Genomic DNA, 25061 nt, shown 5'->3' on the forward strand with positions numbered 1-25061 from the left:
AAGCGTCTATAGGTTTTTTGTGCATTTTAGGTAGACGCCATGTAGTTCTTTATGATACATTAAAAAATAATACCGAAAATAATTTATTTGAATTGAGACGGGGGCAAACATGAATCGCTATAAAAAAATAATCATCGTATTTTGTGTGCTAGCATTGTTTCTAGTAGTAGCATCCTTAATGAAAATCGAATTTTCATCCGAAGAAAGATCTTTTTTAACCCAGTTATTACGAAATCTTTTTTAAATAAGTGAAGAGTAGGAGTATGATTTTTTAAAAATCATGCTTTTTTTGTCCCAAAAACAAAATTATTTTGTAGTAGTAATGAAAGGAAATTTGTTTTTCTTTCAGAATCCATGGTTTTGAAAGGAGGAGCGTTGTCTTATTCACCATGGAAAAACACAACTACCGAGAAGGGATGGGGAAAAATGCAAAAAAGAAAAAAGGGGACAAAAATAATTAGCATCATCTTATTAGCGGTTCTTTTAGTAAGTGTTTTGTTTCCGAAAACTGGATCTGCAGCATATTTACAACTGGATGAAACTGGATATTATTATACTGGAACGAGTGTTTCAAATGGACATTACGCTAATAATGATGATATTTGGAATATGAAAATGGACGGGAAGGACGTCTTTTGTATTGACTCGGGCGCTCGTGCAGATTCATCTGATGGGTATTACGCAGAGGAATATTTCCATGCCGAGAAAGATCGTCTATCTAAAATAGCTTATTATGGTTTCACAAATACAAACCAAACGTATACGGATTTTGCGGTCACCCAATTGATGATTTGGGAATCATTTGGGGATAGTTTAGAGTGGACTTCAGTTCCAAATTACTGGGATAGAAAACATCAAATTAATTTGAAAATCCAAAAACATAACACACAACCTTCATGGCACAATCAGGAAATCACTTTAATTGAAGGCCAGGAATTGGTCCTTGATGATACGAATAATGTGACAGACTGGCTGAATCTTGTCAGTAATACAGCGAATATTTCTGTTCAAAAAGAGGGAACTAAGTTACGTCTTAAAGCAGAACGTAGTGCAGCTTCTACTGGGGCGCTAACATTTACGAAAGTTCCAGATAATGTGGTGGGTGCTTCAATTGTGTACCACAGAGCTAACTTTCAAAGCTTAACAGATTTCAAATTGCAAGACCGCGGGGAAGCGAAATTAAATGTGAGAGTTAAAAAACTTGGCGGTGTTCGGATTATGAAAATTGACCAAGAAACGAAAGCGCCACTTCCAGGCGCGACGATTCAGTTTAATTACGGGGATCAAGAGCGGAAAGTTGTGACGAATGCAAATGGAGTTGCAGAACTTCAAGGAATTCCTGAAGGGACGATTGTTACGGCTTCAGAATCTTTAGCGCCGAATGGTTATCATAATTTGAGAGCGCGTCATGAAATCACGGTTAAGCCGCTTGAGACGGTTGAAATCATTTTGGATAATGCCAAGCAAAAAGGTACTGTTTCCTTAGCTAAAACAGGTGAAGAATTTGGTACCGCGATGCCAAATCAATACTACAGCTTGCAAGGTGCAGTTTACGGGGTCTATACGAGTGAAAACGTTCGGGTTGCTGAACTTCAAACCAGTGAAACGGGTGTCGCTACATCACAAGCACTTCCACTTGGGAATTATTATCTTCAGGAGGAAGTTGCACCAGCTGGTTATTTATTAAATACTGCAAAAATTCCTTTTAAACTTGAATATGCAGGACAAGACGTAGCAATCACAAATGTGAATGCTGCTGCTTTTGATAAAGAACAAAGAGGCGAAGCTATTTTAATTAAGGAAGACTCGGAAACGGGAGCTAAGCCCCAAGGAATGGCGCAACTAGACGGTGCGGTTTATGAACTTTACCGGACAAGTGATGATGAATTAATCGATACGATTACAATTGAAGATGGTCGGGCAAGTGTAAGCAATTTGCTGCTTGATGATTATTATTGGCTTGAAAAAGAGGCGCCGCTTGGGTATCAGTTGGACGTGGAAAAGCATCATTTTAAGCTGGAGTATGATGTTCTTTCTGAATTTGCTACAACAACGGTTACAGTAAAAGAAAACGTTATTAAAGAGCAAATTAAAGTGATTAAAATAGATGCGGATACGAAGCAACCGATTAAGAGAAATCCTGCAAAATTCAAATTGAAGGATTTAACGACCAAATTATATGTTCCGGTAGATGGCAAAGAAGAGTTTTCAACTGACAAAAATGGTGAGGTTACAACAGCGCCAGTTCCGTTCGGGGAATATGAGCTTATTGAAACGGATGCACCTGATGGTTACTCGCTATGCCGGGCAACAGAGAAAATTACGGTGGACGGCAGCCATAACGGCGAAATTGTTGTGAAAATAACGAACAGTGAAAAAGAGAAAATTACAACACTGACTTCAACAGATGACGCATCAAAAGATTTTCTATCAAACCGTTATAAAATGAAAGAGATGCCACAGCTCGGTGATGAAATGGATAAAATGGCTTTATTTATCGGATTAGTTATATTAATGGCTGGGCTTACATTGTTTTGGAGCAGCAAAAGAAGAAAAAATTCAAAAGAGTAAAGCCGAATTCTTTTGAAAAAAAGCTGTTGCGAAATCATCCTTTTTGATCGCGCAGCAGCTTTTAATACTATAAGAAATAAAATTGTATGCATAAAATGAACAATTTATAATGAGATTAAGGGGGAATCATAGAAAAAGGTGGGATAATGAATGCGAATCGCAATTGTAGATGATTCAAAGATGGATGCTACTAAATTAGAAGAAGAATTGCTATGCTACTTCAGAAAAAATGAGATGAAAAAGGTGGAAATTGATATTTTTGAAGATGATGAAACTTTTTTAACGTATGTGCTAACGAATGAATTTCACTACAAAATCATTTTCTTAAATATTGGAAAAAAACCTTTAGATGGAATAAAAACAGCAAAGAAACTCCGTTTTATCGAGAAAGATGCTCTAATTATTTATGTGACCAACGCCGATTTATATGAAATCGACACATTTTCAGTTCAGCCATTTCGCTACATCATCAAACCAGTTACTGAAAAAGTGGTTACACTTCATTTAGATGCTGCTATAGCAGAAATTATGAGTCAAGTTGACTATGTTTTTTTGAAAAAAGGACATGAACGTCATCAGTTTAAAAATAAAGATATTTTGGTAATTCAATCTTTTGGGAGAAAATTGAATATTTTAACAACGGAATTGGAAGAGTATAATTTTTATGGTCGGCTAAAGAACGTTGAAAGAAATTTAAACCCATATTTGTTTGTGAGAATTAATAATTCCGTTATTATCAATCTTTCCTATGTGAGAAAAATAACGGCAGATGATATATTTTTATATACCAACGATCAATTTCATATAAGTCGGGCAAAGAAAAAATATGTCATTGAAAAATACCAGCAGTTTATTGGTAAAAAAATGGGGATTGTTTATGAATAAGCACATTTAAATTTTTAAGATTTAGCATAAAAAATATTCTGTGCCTTTCGTAATCTGTGGGATTCCAATTTGAAAATGTCAAAATTGGTTGCCGGTTATGACATAATAGTAGCCTATTTATAGCAAGCGCATGTTTCAAGTAATTTCTTTTCTTATGCTGATAGTAAAAAGCAAAGAAAAGGGGATGAACGACTTATGTTAAATCAGAAACATCGTGTGCATAAGCAACACACTTTTGATGCTTATTGTAAAAAAGTTTTAAAAAATGAGGTACGGAATATTTATAAGGAGCTGGAACGGAAGCGTCAAAGGGAAACTTCACTTTCGCTAGTTTCACCAAGTGAGCTGTTTAAACTTGGCTTTATAAAAAAAGATGAACTGTTTATGAGCGATAAACTCATAGTTGTGCAAGAATGTGAAGTTATCATTAAAAGTGAAGTCATTAGAAATGGTATTTTAGAACTGCCTGAAACATTCCGACAAGTGGTTATTTACTATTACTTTTTAGGAATGTCTGACTATGAAATAGCGGAGAAACTTGGCATGGTTAGGCGAACAGTTTCTAGATGGCGCAATCAGGCGCTAAGTTTGTTACAGCTTTATTTTGAAGGAAAATGCTTATGAAAAAGCTGCTGCACTACGAAATTATTTGTGAGGCGACTTTAGGTGATGCTTTAGCCATTCAAAAAGTTTTACAGCGCTATATGCCATATATTAATACGCTTGCTACGCGGAATGTTGTCGATGAGTACGGTAATTCCTTTTTTCAAATTGATGAGGAAATACGGAAACGTCTGGAAAATAAATTGACAGAAACAATCCTCTTATTTGAAGTATAGTAAAAAACCGGTTATCCGCGAGGATAACCGGTTTACTTCGTTATTTAAAATCTGTTAAACCTTTTCCGCTTAAAATTTTTGGAATGTATTTTTCAATGCGGGCTATTTTAGTTTTGGATTGTTTTGGCTCTGCAAAATGGCGGATATAACCACGTTGTCTGCCAGGCGTGAGTGCGAAAAATGCTTCATGTAGTTCTGGATTTTCATTGAGTTTTTCTTGGAATTCTGGCGGGATAGGAATATCTTGTTTTTCTTGTTTAGGAACTTGTAACCCTGCTTTTTCCACCTCAATGGCTTGATTAACGTAAGCTTTGATGGAGTCTTCAAGTTTTTCGACTTCTTCTAGGGAAGTGAAGCGAATTTGACGCCCAACAACCGTATTTTCTCCAGTTTTTTTAAGAATATCATCGGGATCTTGTAATAAAGCACCTTTAAAAAAGAGGAGAGCCATATAGGCTTTAAAACCTTGAATGATAACGATATTTTTATCATCAAATGTGTAGCAAGGTTTGCCCCATTTTAATTCTTCTGTTAAGTCGCACGTTAAAAGAATGGAGCGTAGTTTTTCAGATTCAGCATACCACTGCTTTACATTACTTAAATACTCATCAATTCTCGGGTTCATTTTGCTTTCGGTCACGAAAAGCACCTCGTTTCTTCAATATCATGTTGTTTCTTTAGCCAAAAGTTGGAAAAATAAAACATTACCCGAAAATTATAACATAAAACGAGGAATTTGTATGTCAGTAATGATTTGGCAAAAACCTTGTCGTAGTAGAAAAGAGAGATTTAAATTCACTAAAATCACCTGCGACAGGAATGCTTGCTATCCATAAAATGGAGAAAATAAGTACGACAACCAGTAGAAATTTGCAAGAAAATAAAAGAATTTTCATGAGCTGCCTCCTCAAATAAAATGATTAATTAACGTTCTTTAAAATTCCGATAATATGGTGTATCTTCGCTAAAAGCTTTAAAATGATAACCTTGTTGTTTCAATTCTTTAATAATAGACGGAAGTGCGTTCAGCGTGCTTTTTCTTTCATGGAACAAAATGATAAGGGGGTTACCAGAATCTTCTAAGTTTTTCACCTGTGCTAAAACTGATTTTATGACTTGATTTGTATCATCTTTATAGCGCCAATCATTGCTATCGATATTCCAGTCAAGTAGATGAAACCCTTCACCTTTTGCTTTCGCATATTCAGCATCTGTTAAGTAAGTACTCCCGTAAGGGGCTCGAATGAGCTTGGTCGAAATCCCTGAAAGTTCTTGCAGTTGTAGTTGCATTTTCTTCATTTCTTCGAGGAAAGTTGGATTATTCTTGCGGTAAAGTAATTTGGCATCGTGGGTGTAACTATGTAGGCCAACTTTGAAAGGAGAGCTTTTTAAACGCTGGAATGTTTTTTTATCGGCTTGATGTAAATTATTGCCGACAAAAAAGAAAGTCGCTGGCGTTTTTTCGGCTGTCAGAAAATCCATGAATTGATTTAAAAAAGGGGTAGGCCCGTCGTCGAATGTAAGGAAGACTGTTTTACTGTCTATTTTTTCCACAGGAGGAGCTTTTGGTTTTTCTTTTTTGATTTTATCTGGCTTTTCTTGTGTACGCTTGGTTGAAACAGTGGAATGTTCATTTGCTTGACTTGTGAAATAGCTTGGTACTTTCCAAAGTAAAAGCAATAGGATAATACAAAGTGGGACGAAGAGAGTCAGAGACAGTGTTCTGACTCGCTTTTTCTGCGTCCTTTTCTTACGCATTTAAAAAACTCCTTTAGTAAATATAATTTGTATTTGTTAGCTCAGCTTGAATGGCCTCAGTTGGGATGACAAATGATATCGGACCCATGTAGCCAGGGGCAACATCATATTCATCAAAAGTGATAACGAGTTTGCGATTTTGATCAATATAAAAATGATTTTCAAAGTATTCTTTTGTTAGAATAGGTTCCAGTTCATTTTCATCCCAATAAATTTTATCCGAATCATCTGCTGACATTTCCGCCTTCATTTGTGCTTTAATATACTCTTGTAAAATCACGGTATAATCATCATCTTTAAATAAATCGTCTAAGCGCACCAGTTTCTGCTTCTCTTTATCAAGTGTGATATATTCATTTTGAACATAACTACTCGCCATGGTCTTTTCCACTGTGAAGCGAACTACAAGAAGCTGCTTGGTGTTAACAAGTGTGTCATAATAACTTGTAACACTATAGTGCTCACCTTTTTTTGAAACATATTCTTTGTATTCTTGGTATAGCTCTTCGCTCGTTTGGATATAAGCGTTATTGATTTGTTTCGCAAAGGCATCATTTGAAAGTCCCTTTATTTCAGGCGTTTCAATTGAGGCTTCGTTTTTTTCAGTCTTATCCTTAAACTGACTACCTGTTACGACGGCAATAACTTGATTTAAGATGGGCACGTTCCGCATTGCATTTGCAACTGTTGAATTCGTCATCACTACAACGAAAAACATCAAGCAAACTACTACGGCACTACATGCGCTCCAAGCTAGAAAGTGCTTTTTTTTCTTTGGCTGAGTTTGTAGAGCATGATTGACACGTTCATTTAATTCACTTGGGATGGGAATGTTTTTATAGGCTCTTCTTAGTTTCTGAAAGTTCTTATTTGTCATCGAATAAATCCTCCTTGCGAATATCCATGCGAAGTAATTGTAGGGCTTTATAAAGCCTTGTTTTAGTTGTACTGCTGGTTTTGCCGATAATTTCGGCTATTTCGTCAATCCGCAAATCTTCAAAGTAACGCAAGACAATGATAGTTTTATATTTGATAGGCAGTCGTTCAAGCGCTTCTTTTAAATCGATATCTTCATAGCAATCCACGTGTTGCTGGCTAATTAATTCTAAAGTTTCTCCGTCGACCAGCTTTAATTTTTTATTTTTACGTAAAAAATCTATCGCCGTTCGAATGACAATTTTATAAAACCAGCTTTTTAGCGCTTCTGGTTTTTGAATAGAGTTTAAATTTAGCAGCGCTTTTTGAATGGCATCTTGGATGATATCCAGTGCATCCGCTTCATTTTTAACATAACTATATGCCAAACGATAAAAGTCAGCTTGGTAGACGGTTATGCATTCAACAAAATGATGGCGTATTTCTTCTTTCATCGAACAGGGGCCCCCTCAATATGCATATACCTAATAGACGATACAGCATAGCAAAAAGTTTGTTTTTTTACAAAAAATTTTTTTCAGTGCTAGCTTAACAGATTTTCACTGTTTTTCATACATGATTATGTTATAATCGCCTTGAAGAGGCAATAGTTTGTCTAATCACATAGTTAGACAAGGATGGCGAGTCGTCATCTGAACACAAGAATTCGAGCATTAGCCATAAAATGCTACAATGTACAACTGCACATTAAAATGTGCTGGCCTGTCGGCAAGTACATCTCCGCATTTTACGGATCGATTTTTAGTATTGCCTCTTTTATTTTGGACAAAAAGGTGTGAGCGTTATGCAAAATCAAGATGTGTTTGGCTATGCCACGAACGCACAAATCAATGATTTCCTGTATTCGCTACAATTATTTGGCGCGTCTGATTGGTCAAAAGAAAAACAAATTGGGGCGTTGTACGCGATTTCCAACCATATTGAAGATCATTACACGCTTTTTCAGGTGCCGAAGCGGAACGGAAGTGAGCGGACGATTTGTGCGCCTAGCCCGCTACTTAAGACGGTGCAAAAGCGCATTTTATTTGCTGTTTTATCCGAGCGACCGGTTTCCGAATTTGCCACTGCTTATAAAACGGGTGTTAGTATTTTAGATAATGCGGCGGGGCATGTAGGTCAAAAATACGTGTTAAAATTAGATATTGAAAACTTTTTTGGAAGTATTTTATTTCAAGATGTGATGAATTTTGCTTTTCCAAGAGCGTTGTTTCCTAAGCGTGTAAGCGCACTATTTGCGAGTTTATGTTGCTATCATGACTGTTTACCACAAGGTGCCCCGACTTCTGCGTGTATTTCGAATATTGTATTAAAGCCATTTGATGACTATATTGGGCGAGTTGCAAAAGAAATGGGTGCAGTATATACGCGTTATTCAGATGATATGACTTTTTCTGGTGATTTTGATACGAAAAAAATGTATTACAAGGCAAAATTGTTTTTGGAAGCTATGAATTTCACGGTAAATGAAGCGAAAACACAAATTTTGACTAAAAAATCCCAGCAAAAAGTGACAGGTTTAGTCGTCAATGAAAAAGTGCAAGTTCCTAAAAACTACCGGAAAACAGTGCGCCAGGAGGCTTATTTTGCGACTAAGTATGGGCTGACAAGTCACCTTGCGTATCGCCAAAATATACAAGCGGCTGAGGTAACACAAAACGCAGCTTTCTGCTATAAACTTTCACTTCTTGGGAAAATCAACTATATTTTATTGGCGAATCCTGAGGATCAGGAATTCAAGAAATGGCAAAATGAAATTAAAAGCTTGTGACCTTTCGCGTCATGAGCTTTTTTTGACGAAATGAAAGGTAGGAAATATAATGGAGAAGGAGTGAAAAAGGTGGGGTGGAGATGGAAAATGGTGAAAACCAATTTATTATTCAAACGGCTCTTTTGACAGGGAAAATTTTGCTTGAAAACGGAGCAGAAACTTCTCGCGTGGAAGATACGATGGAGCGGATTATTAGGAAAAGTATGGGAGAAGTGGCTGCTAAAAGCTATTATACATATGTTACGCTTTCGGGCGTTTTTGTGAAAACCAATTTACTTGAAAGTAGTTTCTTGCGAATTGATACGCGCGGTTACAATTTAGAAAAGGTCGTTTCGGTCAATCAAATTTCCCGCGACTATGCGAACAATCAAATTTCGCTTTCGGAAATGTACGAGCAATTAAGACAGCTCGATTTAGATTACTCCAATGATGCCATGTGGAAACAGCTCCTTTTTACGGGGCTTTTAAGTGGTTCAATTGTTCTTATTTTTGGCGGCAATTGGACAGACTTACCAAGCAGCATCATTTCGGGCATGCTTGCCTATTTTATTTTTCAAAAGCTAACGAATTTGGCGGACTATCCATTTATTTTTGAGTTTGTTTCGACTTTTATCGGCGGATTAGTCGGCTATATGATTCATCATGTTATTGGCACGAATATTAATTTGACGATGATTGGGACGGTTGTGCCGCTTGTACCGGGAATTGGAATTACGAATGCCATTCGCGATTTGATGGCGCGCCATTATATTTCGGGCATCATTCGGTTATTTGAAAGTTTGTTTGTTGCGGCTGCACTTGGCTGTGGTGTGGCACTTGTAATTTTAATCGTATCGTGAAAGGGGCATTAAAATGGCGTTTACAATCATCTATCAGTTTGTTTTTAGTTTTATCGCATCGTGTTCATTCGGCTTTTTATGCCGTATTCCGAAACAGACGATTATCGCTGGGGGCATCGTTGGTGGAGCGGGGTGGCTCGGCTATTTTTTACTTAGCGCAAATGGATTTGGCGTTTTTATCACAAGCTTCTTTTGTTCGCTTATTTTGAGCACATTAAGCTTTGCATATAGCTACATTCGGAAGTATCCGTCGACAGTTTACTTCATTCCGGGCCTTGTGCCGGTCGTGCCGGGAATCACGTTTTACGAAGTTTTTAAAGAGCTGTTTACGGGGGAAACGGCATCCGCCGCCGCTACATTTTTCGACGTTATCAGTTCAGCGGTGGCGCTTGCATGTGGGATTACGATTGGAAATATTTTGTTCTTTCTTATTTTGAAACCAGTCATCAATAAAACTACCAAAAAATCAGACTGATGATAAACAGTCTGATTTTTTGTCCGTTTGGACTATTTTGTTAGGGCAACGAAGCGAATTTCTTTCCCAGTTACATCAAGGAAAGGAAGTTTGACGCGTGTATCTAAGCAGAAGGCATTGTAGAAGAACGGTTGTAGTGTAGTTTCTGTGCTGTCGATAGTATCTACAAAGGCTTTAATTTCTGCGTATAAAATTTCAATATTTTTTAGTTTACCAATTTTTGAATCAATGCGGTTTTCGCTCACATTAACGTTTGAGTTTTGAATTTTTTCGTCAAACTCACCATTAATTGCGGCGCGAGTTTTTTCAACACGTGTGTATCTTTGATCGTCCCAATCGATTTCAATGATATGGCAGTCTTCAAGGTGAATAAAATCGCCAACCCAAAGTTTACCCTCTATTTCGACAACCATTTTGGTTTCTGAAAAGATTTCCTTGTTGCAATATTTTTTGAGTAAATAATCGTACATTTGCATGTGTGCTAGACTTTGGCACATGTGAATCATCTCCTTATAGTGCTAGAATACCACAATGTGAAATTTTGAACAATCATTTTTTTAGAAATCCGCCTAAAGCACTGTTTATTTTTTTACTTTCTATGCGAAAGACCTAGAAAAAGTCAAAAAGATACATGTTATAATGAAAGCGGAGGTGGCGGTATGTATAAAGAAATGAAACTGAAAACGCATGACAATTCGGCTTTGCATCTATACGTGTGGGATGAGGTGGAAAATCCGATTGGTATCGTACAAATTGTGCACGGGATGTCTGAACACGGAGCTAGGTACAATTTATTTGCGGAAACTTTGAACAAAGCGGGGTATATCGCTTTGGCCGATGATCATAGGGGATTCGGCAAAACAGCTTTAAACAAAAGTGAACTTGGGCATATCGAACCGAGCGATAGCGTGCGGAAAATGGTGTTAGATGAGCGGGCTGTGCAACTTTATGCGCAGGATAACTATCCGAATTTGCCTTATTTCGTTTTTGCGCACAGCATGGGGAGCTTTATTATTCGGCTGTTTATGGCGGAATTCAAGGCTGATGGCGTCATTCTTTGCGGTAGTGGTATGCAGCCGCCGCTACTTTTAACCGCAGCCAAATGGATTTCGAGCAAGCGAATTAAAAAGAATGCTGCTAGGCGCAGCGAGATTTTAAATAAATTGGCATTTTGGGGATACAACCGTACATACCACGAGCCGTCGAATTTCAGTTGGCTAACGCGCGACCGCCACATACAAGCTGCCTATGAAAAGGATCCGTTCGGCGGGCCAATCGTTGGAACATCTGGTTTCTTCCACACACTTTTCACCGTGATTGCCGAGTCGCAGGCAGAAACGACTTTTGAGCGCGTTCCAGAAGACTTGCCGCTGCTGTTTTTATCGGGAACAGCCGACCCAGTTGGTCACTACGGCAAAGACATTCCAAAACTCGCCGTCACTTTGGCTGAAAACGGCGTGTCTGATGTGACATACAAGCTATATGAAGGCGCCCGCCACGAATTGATTAACGAAACATGCAAGGAAACTGTGTTTGCTGATATTATTCGCTGGATAAAAAGGAAGACCTCAAGTTGAGGTCTTCCTTTTTATCTAATTTGGCCTTCGCCGAAAATGATGTATTTGGTAGATGTAAGTTCGTGTAAGCCCATTGGTCCTCTGGCGTGTAATTTTTGTGTGCTAATGCCAATTTCAGCGCCGAAGCCAAATTCAAAGCCATCAGTGAAGCGCGTTGACGCATTAATATAGACGGCAGCTGCGTCCACTTCATTTTGGAATTTTAATCCAGTGAAGTAGTTGTTTGTCACAATTGCTTCTGAATGCCCTGTACCGTAGCGGTTGATATGTGCGATGGCTTCGTCTTCACTCGCAACCACTTTGATCGCTAAAATGAAATCCAAAAATTCAGTTGCGAAATCTTCTTCAGTTGCAGGGACACTGTTTGTTAAAAAGGAGCGCGCTTTGTCGTCTGCTCGAAGTTCAACGTGGAACGGCGCAAGCGCTTTTTCGATAACTGGAAGTAACTCGCTTGCGACCGTCTCATGAATGAGCAGCGTTTCACAGGCGTTACAAACGGGAGGGCGCGACGTTTTAGCGTTCACTAAAATCCGTGTAGCCATTTCAAAATCGGCATCTTGATCGATGTAGACGTGACAATTTCCCGTTCCCGTTTCAATAACCGGAACAGTGGCCGTGTCAAGCACGGTTTGAATAAGCCGCGCACCACCACGCGGAATGAGCACATCTAAATACGCATTCAGGCGCATTAAATCGCGAGCTGTTTCCCGTGACGTATCTTCCACAAGTTGAATCGACGTTTTCGGAAAGCCCGCAAGCTCTATCGCTTGCTGCAAGACGGCGACGAGCGCAGTATTCGAATGAATGGCCTCGCTTCCGCCGCGCAAAATGACAGCATTACCTGTTTTAAAGCAAAGGGCAGCAGCATCCGCCGTTACATTTGGTCTTGATTCATAAATAATCCCAATGACGCCAAGGGGAACTCGCTTTTTCCCAATAGTAAGACCTGCCTCATTTTGAAACATATTGTCAACTTGACCGATTGGGTCCGGTAACTCGGCGACCTGCATGATGCCGTTTGCCATATCGTGAATCCGCTCTTCTGTGAGGCGTAAACGATCAAGCATCGTGTCCGCTATCCCATTTTGTTTGGCGTTTGCAAGGTCTTTTTCGTTGGCAGAAAGAATGGTTTCGTAATGCGCGATTAGTCCGTTTTTCATTTCAGCAAGCGCCGCATTTTTTTGTTTCGTGCTAGCCAAAGCTAAAAAGCGACTTGCTTCTTTTGCAAGTTTTCCTTTCACTTCTAATTCACCCATTTAAGATATCCTCCTTTTTATGTGCGAAAAGTGTTCCAACTTGTTCACCAGAAATAATCGAATAAATGACTTCCGGGTTATTCCCGTTTGTAAGCACCATTTTTTGATTATTTTGCAAGCAGAGGGCAGCCGCAGTGAGTTTTGTGAGCATGCCACCAGTGCCAAATTCAGAGCCTTTTCCGCCAGCTAACTTAACTATATCAGCCGTGATTTCATGAACTTCGTGAAACATCATTGCATTAGGATTTGTAAGTGGATTTGTATTATAAAAGCCATCAATATCAGAAAGCATAATCAGCAGTTCTGCTTGAATAAGTTCAGCAACAACAGCTGATAAGCGGTCATTATCACCGAATTTCGTAATATGTTCGATTTCTTCAACCGCGACCGTATCATTTTCATTTACAATGGGAATCGTTCCTTGAGAAATGAGCATCTCAAAAGTGTTGATGACATTTTCTCGACTAATCGGGTAATCTGTCACATCGCGCGTTAGTAAAACTTGTCCAACAGTATAGCCATACTCGCCGAAAAGCTTGCTATAAATGTGCATCAATTCGCTTTGCCCAACAGCCGCGATTGCTTGTTGCTCAGGAATCGTTTTCGGACGCTCTAAAAGTTGCAACTTCCGGCAGCCGACACCAATCGCACCAGAAGACACAAGGACAACCTCTTTGCCTTCATTACGAAGCTCAGACAAAACGCGAGCCAGTTTTTCAATTGTTCGCAAATTAATATTGCCGTTTTCGTACATAAGTGTACTCGTTCCAACTTTCACTACAATTCGTTTACACTGTTTTAAAGATTCGCGCATTTTTCTTACCCCTTCTGAAATAGAATACTTCTATTTTACTATAAAATGAAGTTTTTACCAGCTATTTTTCGCAAAAAAAAGCTAGCCTCCAATTTAAAGGCTAGCTTTTACTTATTAAGCAGAACGTGTCGTCTTTGCTGCTTTTCCGAGCCGAGAAACTTGTCTTAGTCCCGTACTCATTAGTGTTAAGATAACAATCCAAGCTACGATAATCAGCACAATTTGTTTAAATGCGATTTGCGGTAGCGGGTTGAGCGGGCAATCCCACAAGAAGTGGAGGACAATTGGAATAATGAACAGTTTCCAAAACTGACCAGTAAACAAGTGCTGCATTTCCAAGTTTTCGCTTCCTTTTTTAGCGAGAACAACAGCCGCACCAGTAATCGCAGCCCAAGCCACGTGCCCACCAATCGACTGCCAACCACGCGAGAAAATAATTTCAAGCATCGTGTCACTTGCGAAAGTAACGTTTTTGGTTAAAGCAAATGCTTCAAGGCTATAATTGAACGCATACCCTAGCGATTCAAATGCTGCAAATCCAGCCCCAACAGCCGCACCAATTAAAAGACCATTTAATACATATTTAGAACGAAGTGATTTAATGAAGAGGGCAACGATAACCATTTTCCCAGTTTCTTCAATAATCCCAACAAGTAAAGCATTAAAATAATTTAGTTTTCCAACCGGAATAATACTATATAAAATTAAAGTCGCAACAAGTGCCGCAACACCCCCGATGAAAAACATCTTCACAACATCAAAAATACTAATATTTCGCGGCGCATTTGTTTCAAAGAAGAAAACAAGTGCCGAAAACGGTACCGTGAACGAACCAATTACCATTAACCCAGGAATCGTGTTAGCATTACCAAAAATATATGTACATGCAAGAAGCAATCCATAAGTGATAGCAAGAATAATAAATACACGAGAATACACCCAAGGTCTCGGCCAAGAAGCCGAAATCATATTTTCAGAAGGCGTTGTACTTTCGGTTCCTACAATAAAAATTTTGTTGGCTTCACCTTTCTTATGCTTTTTAAAAACATCTCGAAACAAATCGCCAACCTTCAGATTCGCATGCTCCTCTTCACCTGTCAAATGGTCGATACTACTTAAAACCCCGTGTTTATGCTGCGTTAAATGAGATTTAAGAGAAGACTCCTGTAAAGGCTGCCAGTCGCTTCCTCCCTCTTTCTGAACTTCAGTCAACTCATTTATTTGCTTTTTTCGGAACAGTGTTTCCAGTTCGGCTTCAGTATAGGGCCCTTTTTTCTGCCCATCTTTATTTACATACCAGCGTTCCATAAATTCTCCCCCTCGTTTGTTAGTCATAAAGTACATTCCACCAATCTTTAAAGATTAAACCAAAAATAAAAAACACCTTCAGCTGAAAGTGTTTTTTATTTGGCGAACTTTTAAATTTTATTTAATTTTTCTGCTTGTTTAAGAGCAAATTGTAAACTTTCAACCAAATAATCTTTAGCCGATTCGGAAAGTTCTTTTTTTCCTAAAAATAAATCATCTTCAAATTCCATCTTTTCGCAAACTGCTTCAACATAAATAGTAATATCTGGTGAAGTTTTTGTATGTAGCTTTTCATAAGAAGGGAGATCATTTTCGCCAAGCAAGTAATCCACACTAACCCCGTATAGTTTTGCAATTTTGGCAATCATTTCTAAATCAGGCTGGCGCAGACCATATTCCCAGTTTCCGTAAGTGGAAGGGGCCTTTAAACCAATTCGCTTTGCCGTTTCAACTTTTGACCAACCTTTTTTTTCGCGTAAAAATTTAAGCCTTTCGCTTAAATTCGCCATGTTCATCACTCCTCATCGGTGATTCGATTTATTAATTCAGCGTTATCCAAAATAAATTGAATATTTTTCCTAAGAAATTCAGCGATATGAGGTTTTAGCGGTTCATCTCCAAAAGCCAACTCATTCGCATCTAGCAATTGCTCTGAAATGTGCTCAAGCTCCAGTTTAATATTTTTATTTGGGCTTTGCTTTTTGCTTTCAGATACATCATCTTCACCAATCAAATAATCTACCGTGACATCATAAAGTGTTGCAATCTCAGCCACCGTTGATAAATCAGGTTCCCGTATCCCGTATTCCCAATTCCCGTATGTAGAAGGGGCATTTAAGCCAAGACGTTTTGCAGTCTCTCTTTTTGTCCAACCACGTTTTTCCCGTAAGTTTGTTAACTGTCGGCTTAATTTTGTCATATTTTCATCTCCTTTACACATATTATACAATATTATACACAAATAAAGTATAAAACAACCCGAATCGAATTGCAAATAAATTGACATACACTTTAGGAGTTGTTAGAATGTTTTTATAAACTCATATTGTGTGAAAGGAGACTTGCTAAGATGGAACAGTTGAACACCAAAAATATCAATGTGAATAAAATTAGAGAGATTCGCCTTGGTAGAGGTATTACACAAGCGTTTATATCGCGGGAGATGGGCTATAAATATACAAGTGGCTATTCCAATGTTGAAAAAGGTTTGGTAAGATTATCTTATCAAAATGCGCTAATTCTAAGCGAAATTTTAAACTGTGACTTAACCGATTTCTGTGATTAAAAATTACGAAATCAGTTCGTTAGAAAAAGAATAAATTTACGCTAAACTAAATAATTTATACGCAATAAGGCTGCTGATTTTAAAACCAAAATGGCTGTTTGTCATCAGTCTGGAAAAGTAAACGTCTCTACTATTTAAAAGAGGCGTTTTTTATATGGTTGACAATGCGCTTAAAATCACATAGAATGAACCAATCTATTGACGGAACAGGAGTTGTAAGGATGAAGAAAAACAATGATTCGCTTCCAACGAGTATCCTTAAAATGATGCAGGAGCGAAATTATGAGTTATCACTCGAAGAACGAAGCGAAGCATTTCATTATCTTGAAACACAACATGCATTGAATCCGGCTGATTTTAAAATCACGCATGCTTTCATTCGCCTTTTAAACCAAGGTGCGGAATATAAAGCAGCAAAAGCAATTGGGCAAGAATTTTTAATGATGGTGGGGTACAACAAAGAGATTTTAAGCGAGCTGGCAAGTACATATCAAAATTTGGATGAAATGGATCAATATTTTATGCTCGTTCGGCAATATACAGAGGAAGAAAATCAAATTCAGCAAGAAGAGCAAATCGTGGATAACATCATACCGTTCCCTAAAAAGCTAGTTACTAGGAAGCCGCAAGCTAATTTTCTTTCTTTAGATAGCCAAGAACAACTTGTTTTTTTAAGTGAGCTTAATAAGTTTGATATTGACTTGTATAAGGGGGACTTCATTGCTATTTTAGCAGATAAAAAAGCGTCTCCTTTCGTACAATCAGTCATTTTTGAACTTTTACATGAATGCCAAATTGATGACACCGTTTTGGTTTGTAAACTAGGCGAGGAGGCTGTTTTCAATCCTCAGTCACTTGAAACAGATTCTTTTTTGGATGATATGGAGGCGGAGCTTTCATTTGTTTTGGAAAACGATAATCCAGTTTTATTTATGCAAATTTTTCAGATGGTGCAACATCATTATTTCATGCTCTATCCATTTTCTTTTAAACCTAAAAATGTATCTTTATGGGTGGAATGTTATATTCTTTGGGCAAATGAGCTTTACGGCGAGGAAAAAGTGACGTTGTCGAGTGATTTATCTGCGGAAGTGGAAAAAGGGTTGAATTTTATCCGAAAATTAGAAGAGAGCGGACAAAATTATTTGTTTTAATTTGTTTTCAAATCGCATGTTTTTATGTTATTATGAGTGAGTATGGCTGAATCTTGTCATGAAATGAATTTTTAATCGAACTAAATAGATGATGGAGGGAATATGACCATGTCAGTAAAATGGGAAAAAAAAGAAGGTAACATAGGTACGCTTTCTTTTGAAATTGATCAAGAACAAATTAAATCAGGTTTAGATAGAGCTTTCCAAAAAGTTCGCAAGACGCTAAACGTACCTGGATTCCGTAAAGGTAAAGTTTCACGTCAAATCTTTAACCAACGTTTTGGAGAAGAAGCGCTTTATCAAGATGCACTTGATATTCTCCTTCCAGAAGTTTATACAAAAGCTGTTGAAGAAGCTGGAATCGATCCTGTTGACACACCACAAGTGAACATCGAATCGATGGAAAAAGGCGAAAACTGGAAATTATCAGCTGAAGTTACTGTAAAACCAGAAGTTAAACTTGGGGATTACAAAGGCTTAGAAGTTGAAAAACGCGATTCCGAATTGACGGACGAAGAAGTTGCGGAAGAATTGAAGACTTTAACAGAACGTCAAGCTGATTTAGTTGTAAAAGAAGAAGAGCCAGCAGCAAATGGTGATACGGTTGTCATCGATTTTGAAGGCTTCCACAATGAAGAACCTTTTGAAGGTGGTCAAGCGGACAACTATTCACTAGAATTAGGTTCTGGTCAATTCATTCCAGGGTTTGAAGAGCAATTGGTTGGCGCAAAAGCTGGCGATGAAAAAGAATTAAGCGTGACTTTCCCAGAAGAATATCATGCTGAAAACTTAGCTGGACAACCTGTTGTGTTTAAAGTGAAAGTACACGAAGTGAAAACAAAAGAAGTGCCTGAACTTGACGATGAGTTAGCAAAAGATATTGATTCAGAAGTAGAAACAGTAGCTGAATTAACAGAAAAAGTTACAAAACGTCTAAAAGAAGCAAAAGAAGATGCAGCTGTTCAAGGAAAACAAGATGAAGTGATTGCAAAAGCAGTTGAAAATGCGGAAGTAGACATTCCGCATGCTATGGTTCATCATGAAGCAGATCACTTAATGAACCATTTTGCGCAAGACTTGCAAGCGCAAGGGCTTACTCCTGAATTGTACTACCAATTCACTGGTCAAACAGAAGAAGCGATGCATGCACAAATGGAAACAGATGCTGAAAAACGTGTGAAAATGAATCTCGTTTTAGAAGCAATTGCGGAAGCAGAAAACATTGAGCCTACTGAAGATGCTGTTGATGCAGAAGTAGCAACTCTTGCAGAGAAATACGGAATGGAAAAAGACGCTGTTCGTGCAGCACTTGGAGATTTGAGCGAACTTAAATCTGATCTTAAAATCCGTAAAGCCATTGATGTTTTAGTGGAAAGTGCTGTTGAAAAATAAGCAAACAGTAATTTGAAGCAAAACGTACAAAAGGGCATGAGAATCTTCTCGTGTCCTTTATTTATAGAGAATGGATAACTAGAATTTCTTTTTTTATAGTGCTATGATAAAATCATAAGGTCGAAAAGATTTCGACTGAATAGGAACGAAGGGGTGAAGAAGATTTGTTCAAATTTAATGATGAAAAAGGCCAATTGAAATGCTCCTTTTGTGGAAAATCACAGGATCAAGTTCGAAAACTTGTTGCTGGACCTGGCGTTTATATTTGCGATGAATGTATTGAGCTTTGCAATGAAATCATTGAAGAAGAATTAAATGTTTCGGAATTTGTTGATTTTGGAGATGTTCCAAAACCACAAGAAATCCGACACATTTTAAGTGATTATGTAATTGGACAAGAACGTGCGAAAAAAGCACTATCTGTTGCTGTCTACAATCATTATAAACGAGTAAACTCTAATGAGTCTTCCGAAGACGAAGTAGAGCTTTCGAAAAGTAATATTTGCTTAATCGGTCCAACTGGTAGTGGTAAAACGCTACTTGCTCAAACGCTTGCGCGTATTTTAAATGTACCTTTTGCGATTGCTGATGCAACTTCATTAACAGAAGCTGGCTATGTAGGGGAAGATGTTGAAAATATCTTGCTAAAACTTATTCAAGCTGCTGATTATGATGTTGAGAAGGCAGAAAAAGGCATTATCTATATTGATGAAATTGATAAAGTGGCACGGAAATCAGAAAACCCATCGATTACTCGAGATGTTTCTGGTGAAGGTGTTCAACAAGCACTACTGAAAATCTTGGAAGGTACAGTTGCTAGCGTTCCACCTCAAGGGGGACGTAAACATCCGCATCAGGAATTCATTCAAATTGATACAAGCAACGTATTATTCATTGTTGGCGGTGCGTTTGACGGTATTGAACAAATTGTAAAAAATCGGATGGGTGAAAAAGTTATCGGCTTCGGAACGGAAAATGAAGTTCTAAAAGAAGAGGAAACCTATTTGTCAAAAGTTGTACCTGAAGATTTGCTGAAGTTTGGTTTAATTCCGGAATTCATTGGGCGTCTTCCTGTTATTGCTACTCTTGAGCAACTAGACGAGGAAGCACTCATCTCCATTTTAACCAAACCGAAAAATGCTCTTGTGAAGCAATATCAAAAAATGTTGGAACTTGATGACGTCGAGTTAGAATTTGAAGAAGAGGCGCTACATGAAATTGCTAAAGAAGCGATTCATAGAAAGACAGGTGCCAGAGGGCTTCGCTCGATTATTGAGAGTATTATGCTTGATGTTATGTTTGAAATTCCTTCGCGAGATGATATTGCGAAATGTATCATTACAAAAGATGCTGTGACTGGCGATGAAGAGCCTAAACTGCAATTGGAAGACGGTTCTGTGATTCCAATTAAAACATCTGCCTAAATAAAAGCCGGTATTCTTATGGGATACTGGCTTTTTAGTATGTTAAGGGGGCATTTTGTTATATCTTTCAAACTTTTTCATGCTATAATCAAGAAAATGAAATGGATGAAATGAGGGATTTTATGGAAACGAAGAAGAAAGAGCCAAAATCAGCCATTTTTGGATGGCTAAAAGTCATTTTATTGGCACTTATTATTGCGTTTGGAATACGCTATTTCCTCATCTCACCAGTTACTGTTTATGGGGACTCAATGGATCCTACTTTGCATGACGGGGAACATTTATTCATTAACAAAATGGCCAATCCTGATCGATTTGATATTATCGTTTTCCCTGCACCTGATGAAGAAGGAGCTGAATATATTAAACGTGTCATAGGGTTACCAGGCGACACGGTGGAATATCGTTCAGACCAGCTTTATATTAATGGAAAAAAATATGATGAACCGTACTTAGATAGCGAAAAAGAAAGTATTACAAGCGGCTATCTAACTGAGGATTTTAAACTAAATGAACTGCCTGCTTGTGGTGGTGTGAATAAAGTTCCAAAGGGAGAACTATTCGTGTTAGGTGATAATCGCCGAATAAGTAAGGATAGTCGCTATATTGGCTTTATTAAAGAAGCTGATGTTCTAGGTAAAGTAATCTCATTTGGAAACACTTTACAAAGATAGGTTTTCTATAACTTTACATCAAAAAAAATAAATGGGATAATAGGTCGTGTTATCCATTCTAGAGGGCACGATATTTATTATGTACGTGCATGAGAGGAAGTCGAAAATGGAAGAAAATGAAGTGAAAAAGAAATCAAAAAAACAACAGATTCTTAGTTGGGTTCTTGTTATTGCTACTGCATTACTGATTGCACTCCTTGTTAGAACTTTTGTTTTTGCTCCAGTAAAAGTAGATGGATTATCCATGTATCCAACATATGAAAATGGAGATCGTGTTTTTATTGAAAAAATAACTGGACCTAATCGCTATGATATTGTTGTGTTTGATGCACCAGTTTCGACTGGTGATGAAGGAAAATACTTCATTAAACGTGTCATTGGTATTCCTGGTGACAAAATTGAGTTTAAAAATGGTGAGCTTTATTTAAATGGAAAAAAACATCCGGAATCTTATCTCGCAGATGGTATGAAAACATATCGTGAACCGGGCGATGGGGACGGAAACTTCACTTTAGAAGATGTAACTGGTAAAAGTGTTGTACCAAAAGGTAAGTTATTTGTTTTAGGTGATAACCGTGAAGGAAGTATGGACGGCCGTATGTTTGGCTTTATTGATGACTCATCGATTGATGGCGTTGTCCTTCAATTTTCGAAAAAATAAAGTAGATCCGCGAGATTATCTCGCGGGTTTTCCTATTCAGGTGTATTTTTTTCGTATATAATGGAAGTATGGAAGTTAAATAGTAGGCGGTGCAATAAAGTTGAAGGAAAAGAATCTTAAAAGATTGTGGGCGTGGATTTGGGCGGCAGTGGTAGCGATTATACTCGCTTTATTTATTCGCTTTTATTTATTTGTTCCAATTATTGTAGATGGCGTTTCGATGATGCCGACATTAACAGATGGTAATCGCGTTATCATCAATCGTTATGGCTCTATAGACCGATTTGATGTGGTTGTTTTCCGCGAAGATGGAACTGATTACATTAAACGTGTTATTGGGCTTCCAGGCGATGTTATCGAGTATAAAGAAGATACGCTCTACATTAATGGGAAAAAATATGATGAACCCTATTTAGATGAGTATAAAAAGAAAATGAAAGACGGTTATTTGACGGAAGACTATAGCACAAAAGAGATGCTTCCAGATGGCAAGGTGCCAAAAAACACTTATTTTGTGTTGGGCGATAATAGAAGAGCGAGCCGAGATAGCAGAATCATCGGACCCGTTTCAGAAACGAAGATAGTTGGTACAGCGCCAATTTGTTACTGGCCGCTTGCGGATGCAAAATTTATTGAGTAGGAGAAGAACGTTCATGACAATTCAGTGGTTCCCCGGTCATATGGCGAAAGCACGTAGAGAAGTGACCGAGAAATTAAAATTAGTAGATGTGATTTTCGAGCTTGTGGATGCCAGAATTCCTCTATCCTCATCGAATCCAATGCTTGAAGAAATAATCCACCAGAAAAAACGCGTCATTATCTTAAATAAAGCGGACGCAGCAGATGAAAAAGTAACGAAGGAATGGGTGGCCTACTTTAAAGAAAAAGGTTTAAAAGCAGTTCCGGTCAATGCACAGCAAGGAAAAAATCTTCATGCAATCGAACGCGCAGCCGAAGAGCTTATGGCGGAAAAATTCGCACGTCAAAAGGAGCGAGGAATGCGACCGAGAGCTATTCGTGCCATGATTTTAGGAATCCCCAATGTAGGTAAATCCACGCTTATAAATCGCCTAGCAAAAAAAAATATTGCTAAGACGGGTAATAAACCGGGCGTTACGAAAGCACAACAATGGATAAAAGTGGGCAAAACGCTTGAACTGCTTGATACGCCAGGCATTCTTTGGCCAAAATTTGAAGACCAAGAAGTAGGATTTAAATTAGCGCTGACAGGTGCGATTAAAGATGACATTTTAAACATGGAAGAAATCGCTTTATATGGCATTCACTTTTTAGAAGCTCATTACCCTGTGAGATTAAAGGAATGGCTGGATTTTGTAAATGCTTCGGATGATACAGAAATATTAGCCCAAATTGCTAGCAAGCACGGCTACTTCGATAAATATCGCGATCCAGATTATGGACGCGCGGCAGAGTGGCTAGTACGGGAAATTAGGCAACAAAAAGCCGGTAAAATCTCTTTTGATTTACCAGAATTAGGTGACACAAATTGAGCTATTCGATAAGCGAGATAAAACAGATTATAAGCGGAATTAATACAGAAAAGGAACTCTCCCCTTTTATTCAAGATGAGCGAAAAGGGGTTCAAAAGCTTGTTGAGAATGCACGTAAACGGATGGAAAAAGCATATCTTCTTCAGGAAAAAATGCGTGAGATGCAAATTTTTGAAAATGAAGCATATCAAAAAGGTTTTCGCTATGTTGCGGGCGTTGATGAAGTTGGTCGTGGTCCACTTGCGGGGCCTGTTGTTGCGGCGGCTGTCATTTTGCCAGACGATTTTAATGTGCTTGGAATTAATGATTCTAAGCAACTTAATGAAGCAAAACGAGAAGCTTTTTTTGATGAAATTAAAGAAAATGCTATTGCCTATCATGTTGGAATCGTGCCGCATTCGATTATCGATGAAGTCAATATTTATGAGGCGACTAAAATAGCGATGAATGAGGCATTAGATGGTTTAGCTCCAGCGCCTGATCTTACATTAATTGATGCGATGCCGCTAAAACGTTCGCCTGATGAATTATCAATTATTAAAGGTGACAGCAAGAGTATTTCGATTGCGGCTGCTTCAATTTTAGCTAAAGTTACGCGTGACCGTTTAATGAGGGAGTATGACGAGAGATATCCGGGCTATGATTTTGCTCATAATATGGGATACGGAACGAAAAAGCATTTAGAAGGTTTAGCAAGTATTGGACCTTGTCCGATTCATCGAAAGACATTTGCACCAGTAAAATTGTATCTTTAAGTTAAAAGCAGTTTGAAACTAGTTAAATAGATTTTGAAAAGAGTATTTCTATGTAGAACTACTCTTTTTTTGCGTTTTAAAAATGCTATTTTCGCGATTTGCTAAATCATGGCTTCTGCGTAAAATAGAGAAAAAGGAGGTTACGATATGGATTTACTTGAAAAAAATACTTGGCAGGAGTTGCTATATTTACCTGCTACTCTTCGAGCAAGAATTTGGCAATACTGTTTAGATAAAGATTGTTTCCAATATGAAGAGCGGGAATTTCATACATTATTTTTAGATGGAGAAGAGGAGCTAGAGGTAGCAGATGTGACAACAGAACTTTCTGCGTTTGAAGAGTCAGGAGGTCAATTTCTATTTTATTTTGATGATGACTATCCAACTCAACTACGGGAAATTCAAAATGCACCGCCAATTCTCTTAATTTACGGAGAGGTGTCATTACTCTCTGAACCATCTATTTCGGTTATCGGGACGCATAAAATGAGACACTACGGGAGAGCTGTTACTAAATTTTTAACGAAAGGACTTTGCAAACAAAATATGGTAGTTGTAACGGGGATCCTCCATGGTGTTGAAGAAACTGCTGCGAGGAGCGTTTTAAAGGTGGATGGCAATTTAATTTGCGTATTACCTTCTGGCTTCAACGTACCGTATCCACTAAACAATCAGGAACTATTTGAAAGAATCAAAGCTCTGGGGAATGTTTTAGTCAGCGAATATTTGCCAAATCAACAAGCAAGAAAAAATTTTTTTGAAGAACGCAGTAGAATTATGAGTGGGTTAACGAAGGGAGTTCTTATAACAGAAGCGGAAGAAAAAAGTGGTTCGCTTGTGACGGCAAGCTATGCGCTCGAGCAGAATAGAGAAATTTTTGTGGTTCCAGGAAATATTTTTGCAACAGGTTCTGGAGGAACGAATGGCTTAATTTCAGAAGGTGCGAAACTTGTATCACAGTCCATGCATATAATAGAAGAAATTAACTAAATATGGAAAAATTATAACTAAATGAAGTGATTTGGCTTGCAATTCCTGTTTTTTTGATATAAGTTTGCTTAAGAATGGTTGAAAAATAGCATGATTTCAAAAGATGGATTGACAAAAGTTTTTGAAAGAGCTATTATTGACTACTGAATTGTATATCAATTTAGAAGAAAGCAAACGATTAGCGAGGCA

The 25061-nt window shown here is 38.0% G+C and carries 28 protein-coding genes; 18 read left to right on the forward strand and 10 right to left on the reverse strand.

Translation table 11 applies throughout. The features are described 5' to 3' along the window. Positions 1 to 426: 426 nt before the first annotated feature. From CFS04_RS00905 to CFS04_RS00920, 4 genes are all read left to right on the forward strand, one after another. Positions 427 to 2571, forward strand: coding sequence for a thioester domain-containing protein (locus tag CFS04_RS00905; RefSeq protein ID WP_159457874.1), 2145 nt, complete (start codon positions 427 to 429; stop codon positions 2569 to 2571). Positions 2572 to 2721: 150 nt separating this feature from the next. Then, complete coding sequence (locus CFS04_RS00910) at positions 2722 to 3456, forward strand: LytTR family DNA-binding domain-containing protein (protein ID WP_088808722.1); 735 nt, start codon at positions 2722 to 2724, stop codon at positions 3454 to 3456. Between the two features lie 195 nt (positions 3457 to 3651). Continuing rightward, complete coding sequence (locus tag CFS04_RS00915) at positions 3652 to 4080, forward strand: RNA polymerase sigma factor (protein WP_088808723.1); 429 nt, start codon at positions 3652 to 3654, stop codon at positions 4078 to 4080. Beyond that, positions 4077 to 4295, forward strand: coding sequence for a helix-turn-helix domain-containing protein (locus CFS04_RS00920; protein WP_240310279.1), 219 nt, complete (start codon positions 4077 to 4079; stop codon positions 4293 to 4295). Before CFS04_RS00915 ends, CFS04_RS00920 begins: the two co-directional genes overlap by 4 nt. Before the next feature lie 40 nt (positions 4296 to 4335). On the opposite strand, the gene CFS04_RS00925 is transcribed toward CFS04_RS00920, so the two are convergent. The 4 genes from CFS04_RS00925 to CFS04_RS00940 form a co-directional block, all read right to left on the reverse strand. Then, positions 4336 to 4935, reverse strand: a complete 600-nt coding sequence (locus tag CFS04_RS00925; RefSeq protein WP_088808725.1) for a YdeI family protein — start codon at positions 4933 to 4935, stop codon at positions 4336 to 4338. A 284-nt stretch (positions 4936 to 5219) separates the two neighbouring features. After that, the gene (locus CFS04_RS00930) at positions 5220 to 6053 is read right to left on the reverse strand and encodes a polysaccharide deacetylase family protein (RefSeq protein ID WP_088808726.1); all 834 of its coding nucleotides are present in this window, start codon (positions 6051 to 6053) and stop codon (positions 5220 to 5222) included. A 13-nt stretch (positions 6054 to 6066) separates the two neighbouring features. Beyond that, entirely contained in the window at positions 6067 to 6930 is an 864-nt protein-coding gene (locus CFS04_RS00935; protein ID WP_088808727.1) for a DUF3298 and DUF4163 domain-containing protein, read from the reverse strand. Then, the gene (locus tag CFS04_RS00940) at positions 6920 to 7423 is read right to left on the reverse strand and encodes an RNA polymerase sigma factor (RefSeq protein ID WP_088808728.1); all 504 of its coding nucleotides are present in this window, start codon (positions 7421 to 7423) and stop codon (positions 6920 to 6922) included. The genes CFS04_RS00935 and CFS04_RS00940 overlap by 11 nt, the downstream gene beginning before the upstream one ends. Before the next feature lie 350 nt (positions 7424 to 7773). On the opposite strand from CFS04_RS00940, the gene CFS04_RS00945 reads away from it, so the two are divergent. The 3 genes from CFS04_RS00945 to CFS04_RS00955 all read left to right on the forward strand — a co-directional run bounded on the left by CFS04_RS00945 (position 7774) and on the right by CFS04_RS00955 (position 10071). Further along, positions 7774 to 8757 (forward strand): reverse transcriptase family protein, encoded by a 984-nt coding sequence (locus CFS04_RS00945; protein ID WP_088808729.1) that lies wholly within the window; start codon positions 7774 to 7776, stop codon positions 8755 to 8757. Between the two features lie 80 nt (positions 8758 to 8837). Beyond that, on the forward strand, positions 8838 to 9596 hold the full coding sequence (locus CFS04_RS00950) for a threonine/serine exporter family protein (RefSeq protein ID WP_088808730.1): 759 nt from the start codon (positions 8838 to 8840) through the stop codon (positions 9594 to 9596). A 13-nt stretch (positions 9597 to 9609) separates the two neighbouring features. Further along, positions 9610 to 10071, forward strand: coding sequence for a threonine/serine exporter family protein (locus CFS04_RS00955; RefSeq protein WP_088808731.1), 462 nt, complete (start codon positions 9610 to 9612; stop codon positions 10069 to 10071). A gap of 32 nt (positions 10072 to 10103) precedes the next feature. On the opposite strand, the gene CFS04_RS00960 is transcribed toward CFS04_RS00955, so the two are convergent. Continuing rightward, positions 10104 to 10568 carry a hypothetical protein gene (locus CFS04_RS00960; RefSeq protein ID WP_088808732.1) on the reverse strand — a complete coding sequence of 155 codons (465 nt, stop codon included), beginning with the start codon at positions 10566 to 10568 and terminating at the stop codon, positions 10104 to 10106. A 162-nt stretch (positions 10569 to 10730) separates the two neighbouring features. Between CFS04_RS00960 and CFS04_RS00965 the strand changes: the two genes are divergently transcribed. Next, a complete protein-coding gene (locus CFS04_RS00965) occupies positions 10731 to 11648 on the forward strand; it encodes an alpha/beta fold hydrolase (protein ID WP_088808733.1) in 918 nt (305 codons plus the stop codon). 11 nt (positions 11649 to 11659) lie between these two features. Here CFS04_RS00965 and CFS04_RS00970 read toward each other — a convergent pair whose 3' ends face one another. The 5 genes from CFS04_RS00970 to CFS04_RS00990 all read right to left on the reverse strand — a co-directional run bounded on the left by CFS04_RS00970 (position 11660) and on the right by CFS04_RS00990 (position 15945). Beyond that, a complete protein-coding gene (locus CFS04_RS00970; protein WP_088808734.1) occupies positions 11660 to 12904 on the reverse strand; it encodes a glutamate-5-semialdehyde dehydrogenase in 1245 nt (414 codons plus the stop codon). Beyond that, a complete protein-coding gene (gene proB / locus CFS04_RS00975) occupies positions 12897 to 13718 on the reverse strand; it encodes a glutamate 5-kinase (RefSeq protein ID WP_088808735.1) in 822 nt (273 codons plus the stop codon). Before proB ends, CFS04_RS00970 begins: the two co-directional genes overlap by 8 nt. 114 nt (positions 13719 to 13832) lie before the next feature. Then, complete coding sequence (locus tag CFS04_RS00980; RefSeq protein ID WP_088808736.1) at positions 13833 to 15026, reverse strand: PrsW family glutamic-type intramembrane protease; 1194 nt, start codon at positions 15024 to 15026, stop codon at positions 13833 to 13835. A 110-nt stretch (positions 15027 to 15136) separates the two neighbouring features. After that, on the reverse strand, positions 15137 to 15535 hold the full coding sequence (locus CFS04_RS00985) for a helix-turn-helix domain-containing protein (RefSeq protein WP_088808737.1): 399 nt from the start codon (positions 15533 to 15535) through the stop codon (positions 15137 to 15139). A 5-nt stretch (positions 15536 to 15540) separates the two neighbouring features. Further along, the gene (locus tag CFS04_RS00990) at positions 15541 to 15945 is read right to left on the reverse strand and encodes a helix-turn-helix domain-containing protein (protein WP_088808738.1); all 405 of its coding nucleotides are present in this window, start codon (positions 15943 to 15945) and stop codon (positions 15541 to 15543) included. Between the two features lie 150 nt (positions 15946 to 16095). Here CFS04_RS00990 and CFS04_RS00995 point away from each other — a divergent pair, with 150 nt between their 5' ends. The 10 genes from CFS04_RS00995 to dprA all read left to right on the forward strand — a co-directional run bounded on the left by CFS04_RS00995 (position 16096) and on the right by dprA (position 24872). Beyond that, positions 16096 to 16311 (forward strand): helix-turn-helix transcriptional regulator, encoded by a 216-nt coding sequence (locus CFS04_RS00995; RefSeq protein WP_088808739.1) that lies wholly within the window; start codon positions 16096 to 16098, stop codon positions 16309 to 16311. 221 nt (positions 16312 to 16532) lie between these two features. Further along, entirely contained in the window at positions 16533 to 17465 is a 933-nt protein-coding gene (locus CFS04_RS01000; protein WP_088808740.1) for a hypothetical protein, read from the forward strand. 108 nt (positions 17466 to 17573) lie between these two features. Continuing rightward, positions 17574 to 18857: a trigger factor gene (gene tig / locus CFS04_RS01005; protein ID WP_088808741.1), complete on the forward strand. Its 1284-nt coding sequence runs from the start codon at positions 17574 to 17576 to the stop codon at positions 18855 to 18857. A gap of 164 nt (positions 18858 to 19021) precedes the next feature. Beyond that, entirely contained in the window at positions 19022 to 20281 is a 1260-nt protein-coding gene (clpX, locus tag CFS04_RS01010) for an ATP-dependent protease ATP-binding subunit ClpX (protein ID WP_088808742.1), read from the forward strand. A 122-nt stretch (positions 20282 to 20403) separates the two neighbouring features. Further along, on the forward strand, positions 20404 to 20955 hold the full coding sequence (gene sipX / locus CFS04_RS01015; RefSeq protein ID WP_088808743.1) for a type I signal peptidase SipX: 552 nt from the start codon (positions 20404 to 20406) through the stop codon (positions 20953 to 20955). Positions 20956 to 21061: 106 nt separating this feature from the next. Next, on the forward strand, positions 21062 to 21616 hold the full coding sequence (sipY, locus tag CFS04_RS01020) for a type I signal peptidase SipY (protein WP_088808744.1): 555 nt from the start codon (positions 21062 to 21064) through the stop codon (positions 21614 to 21616). Between the two features lie 100 nt (positions 21617 to 21716). Continuing rightward, positions 21717 to 22256: a type I signal peptidase SipZ gene (gene sipZ, locus CFS04_RS01025; RefSeq protein ID WP_088808745.1), complete on the forward strand. Its 540-nt coding sequence runs from the start codon at positions 21717 to 21719 to the stop codon at positions 22254 to 22256. Between the two features lie 13 nt (positions 22257 to 22269). Beyond that, positions 22270 to 23127, forward strand: coding sequence for a ribosome biogenesis GTPase YlqF (gene ylqF / locus CFS04_RS01030; protein WP_088808746.1), 858 nt, complete (start codon positions 22270 to 22272; stop codon positions 23125 to 23127). Further along, positions 23124 to 23882: a ribonuclease HII gene (locus tag CFS04_RS01035; protein WP_088808747.1), complete on the forward strand. Its 759-nt coding sequence runs from the start codon at positions 23124 to 23126 to the stop codon at positions 23880 to 23882. Before ylqF ends, CFS04_RS01035 begins: the two co-directional genes overlap by 4 nt. Positions 23883 to 24029: 147 nt before the next feature. Continuing rightward, a complete protein-coding gene (gene dprA, locus CFS04_RS01040) occupies positions 24030 to 24872 on the forward strand; it encodes a DNA-processing protein DprA (protein ID WP_088808748.1) in 843 nt (280 codons plus the stop codon). The last annotated feature ends 189 nt before the right edge of the window (positions 24873 to 25061 follow it).

The organism is Listeria sp. ILCC796, from assembly GCF_900186175.1.
Classification (GTDB): Bacteria; Bacillota; Bacilli; order Lactobacillales; family Listeriaceae; genus Listeria; species Listeria goaensis.

Coding starts and splice junctions, on each gene's coding strand:
- CFS04_RS00965 (WP_088808733.1), top strand. CDS start 10,731: ATGTATAAAGAAATGAAACTGAAAACGCATGACAATTCGGCTTTGCAT.
- CFS04_RS01000 (WP_088808740.1), top strand. CDS start 16,533: ATGAAGAAAAACAATGATTCGCTTCCAACGAGTATCCTTAAAATGATG.
- CFS04_RS00950 (WP_088808730.1), top strand. CDS start 8,838: ATGGAAAATGGTGAAAACCAATTTATTATTCAAACGGCTCTTTTGACA.
- CFS04_RS00930 (WP_088808726.1), bottom strand. CDS start 6,053: ATGCGTAAGAAAAGGACGCAGAAAAAGCGAGTCAGAACACTGTCTCTG.
- CFS04_RS00920 (WP_240310279.1), top strand. CDS start 4,077: ATGAAAAAGCTGCTGCACTACGAAATTATTTGTGAGGCGACTTTAGGT.
- sipX (WP_088808743.1), top strand. CDS start 20,404: ATGGAAACGAAGAAGAAAGAGCCAAAATCAGCCATTTTTGGATGGCTA.
- CFS04_RS00910 (WP_088808722.1), top strand. CDS start 2,722: ATGCGAATCGCAATTGTAGATGATTCAAAGATGGATGCTACTAAATTA.
- ylqF (WP_088808746.1), top strand. CDS start 22,270: ATGACAATTCAGTGGTTCCCCGGTCATATGGCGAAAGCACGTAGAGAA.
- CFS04_RS00995 (WP_088808739.1), top strand. CDS start 16,096: ATGGAACAGTTGAACACCAAAAATATCAATGTGAATAAAATTAGAGAG.
- CFS04_RS00960 (WP_088808732.1), bottom strand. CDS start 10,568: ATGTGCCAAAGTCTAGCACACATGCAAATGTACGATTATTTACTCAAA.
- CFS04_RS00980 (WP_088808736.1), bottom strand. CDS start 15,026: ATGGAACGCTGGTATGTAAATAAAGATGGGCAGAAAAAAGGGCCCTAT.
- CFS04_RS00985 (WP_088808737.1), bottom strand. CDS start 15,535: ATGGCGAATTTAAGCGAAAGGCTTAAATTTTTACGCGAAAAAAAAGGT.
- CFS04_RS00945 (WP_088808729.1), top strand. CDS start 7,774: ATGCAAAATCAAGATGTGTTTGGCTATGCCACGAACGCACAAATCAAT.
- CFS04_RS00940 (WP_088808728.1), bottom strand. CDS start 7,423: ATGAAAGAAGAAATACGCCATCATTTTGTTGAATGCATAACCGTCTAC.
- CFS04_RS00915 (WP_088808723.1), top strand. CDS start 3,652: ATGTTAAATCAGAAACATCGTGTGCATAAGCAACACACTTTTGATGCT.
- CFS04_RS00935 (WP_088808727.1), bottom strand. CDS start 6,930: ATGACAAATAAGAACTTTCAGAAACTAAGAAGAGCCTATAAAAACATT.
- CFS04_RS00990 (WP_088808738.1), bottom strand. CDS start 15,945: ATGACAAAATTAAGCCGACAGTTAACAAACTTACGGGAAAAACGTGGT.
- CFS04_RS00955 (WP_088808731.1), top strand. CDS start 9,610: ATGGCGTTTACAATCATCTATCAGTTTGTTTTTAGTTTTATCGCATCG.
- CFS04_RS00905 (WP_159457874.1), top strand. CDS start 427: ATGCAAAAAAGAAAAAAGGGGACAAAAATAATTAGCATCATCTTATTA.
- sipY (WP_088808744.1), top strand. CDS start 21,062: ATGGAAGAAAATGAAGTGAAAAAGAAATCAAAAAAACAACAGATTCTT.
- CFS04_RS00970 (WP_088808734.1), bottom strand. CDS start 12,904: ATGGGTGAATTAGAAGTGAAAGGAAAACTTGCAAAAGAAGCAAGTCGC.
- proB (WP_088808735.1), bottom strand. CDS start 13,718: ATGCGCGAATCTTTAAAACAGTGTAAACGAATTGTAGTGAAAGTTGGA.
- dprA (WP_088808748.1), top strand. CDS start 24,030: ATGGATTTACTTGAAAAAAATACTTGGCAGGAGTTGCTATATTTACCT.
- tig (WP_088808741.1), top strand. CDS start 17,574: ATGTCAGTAAAATGGGAAAAAAAAGAAGGTAACATAGGTACGCTTTCT.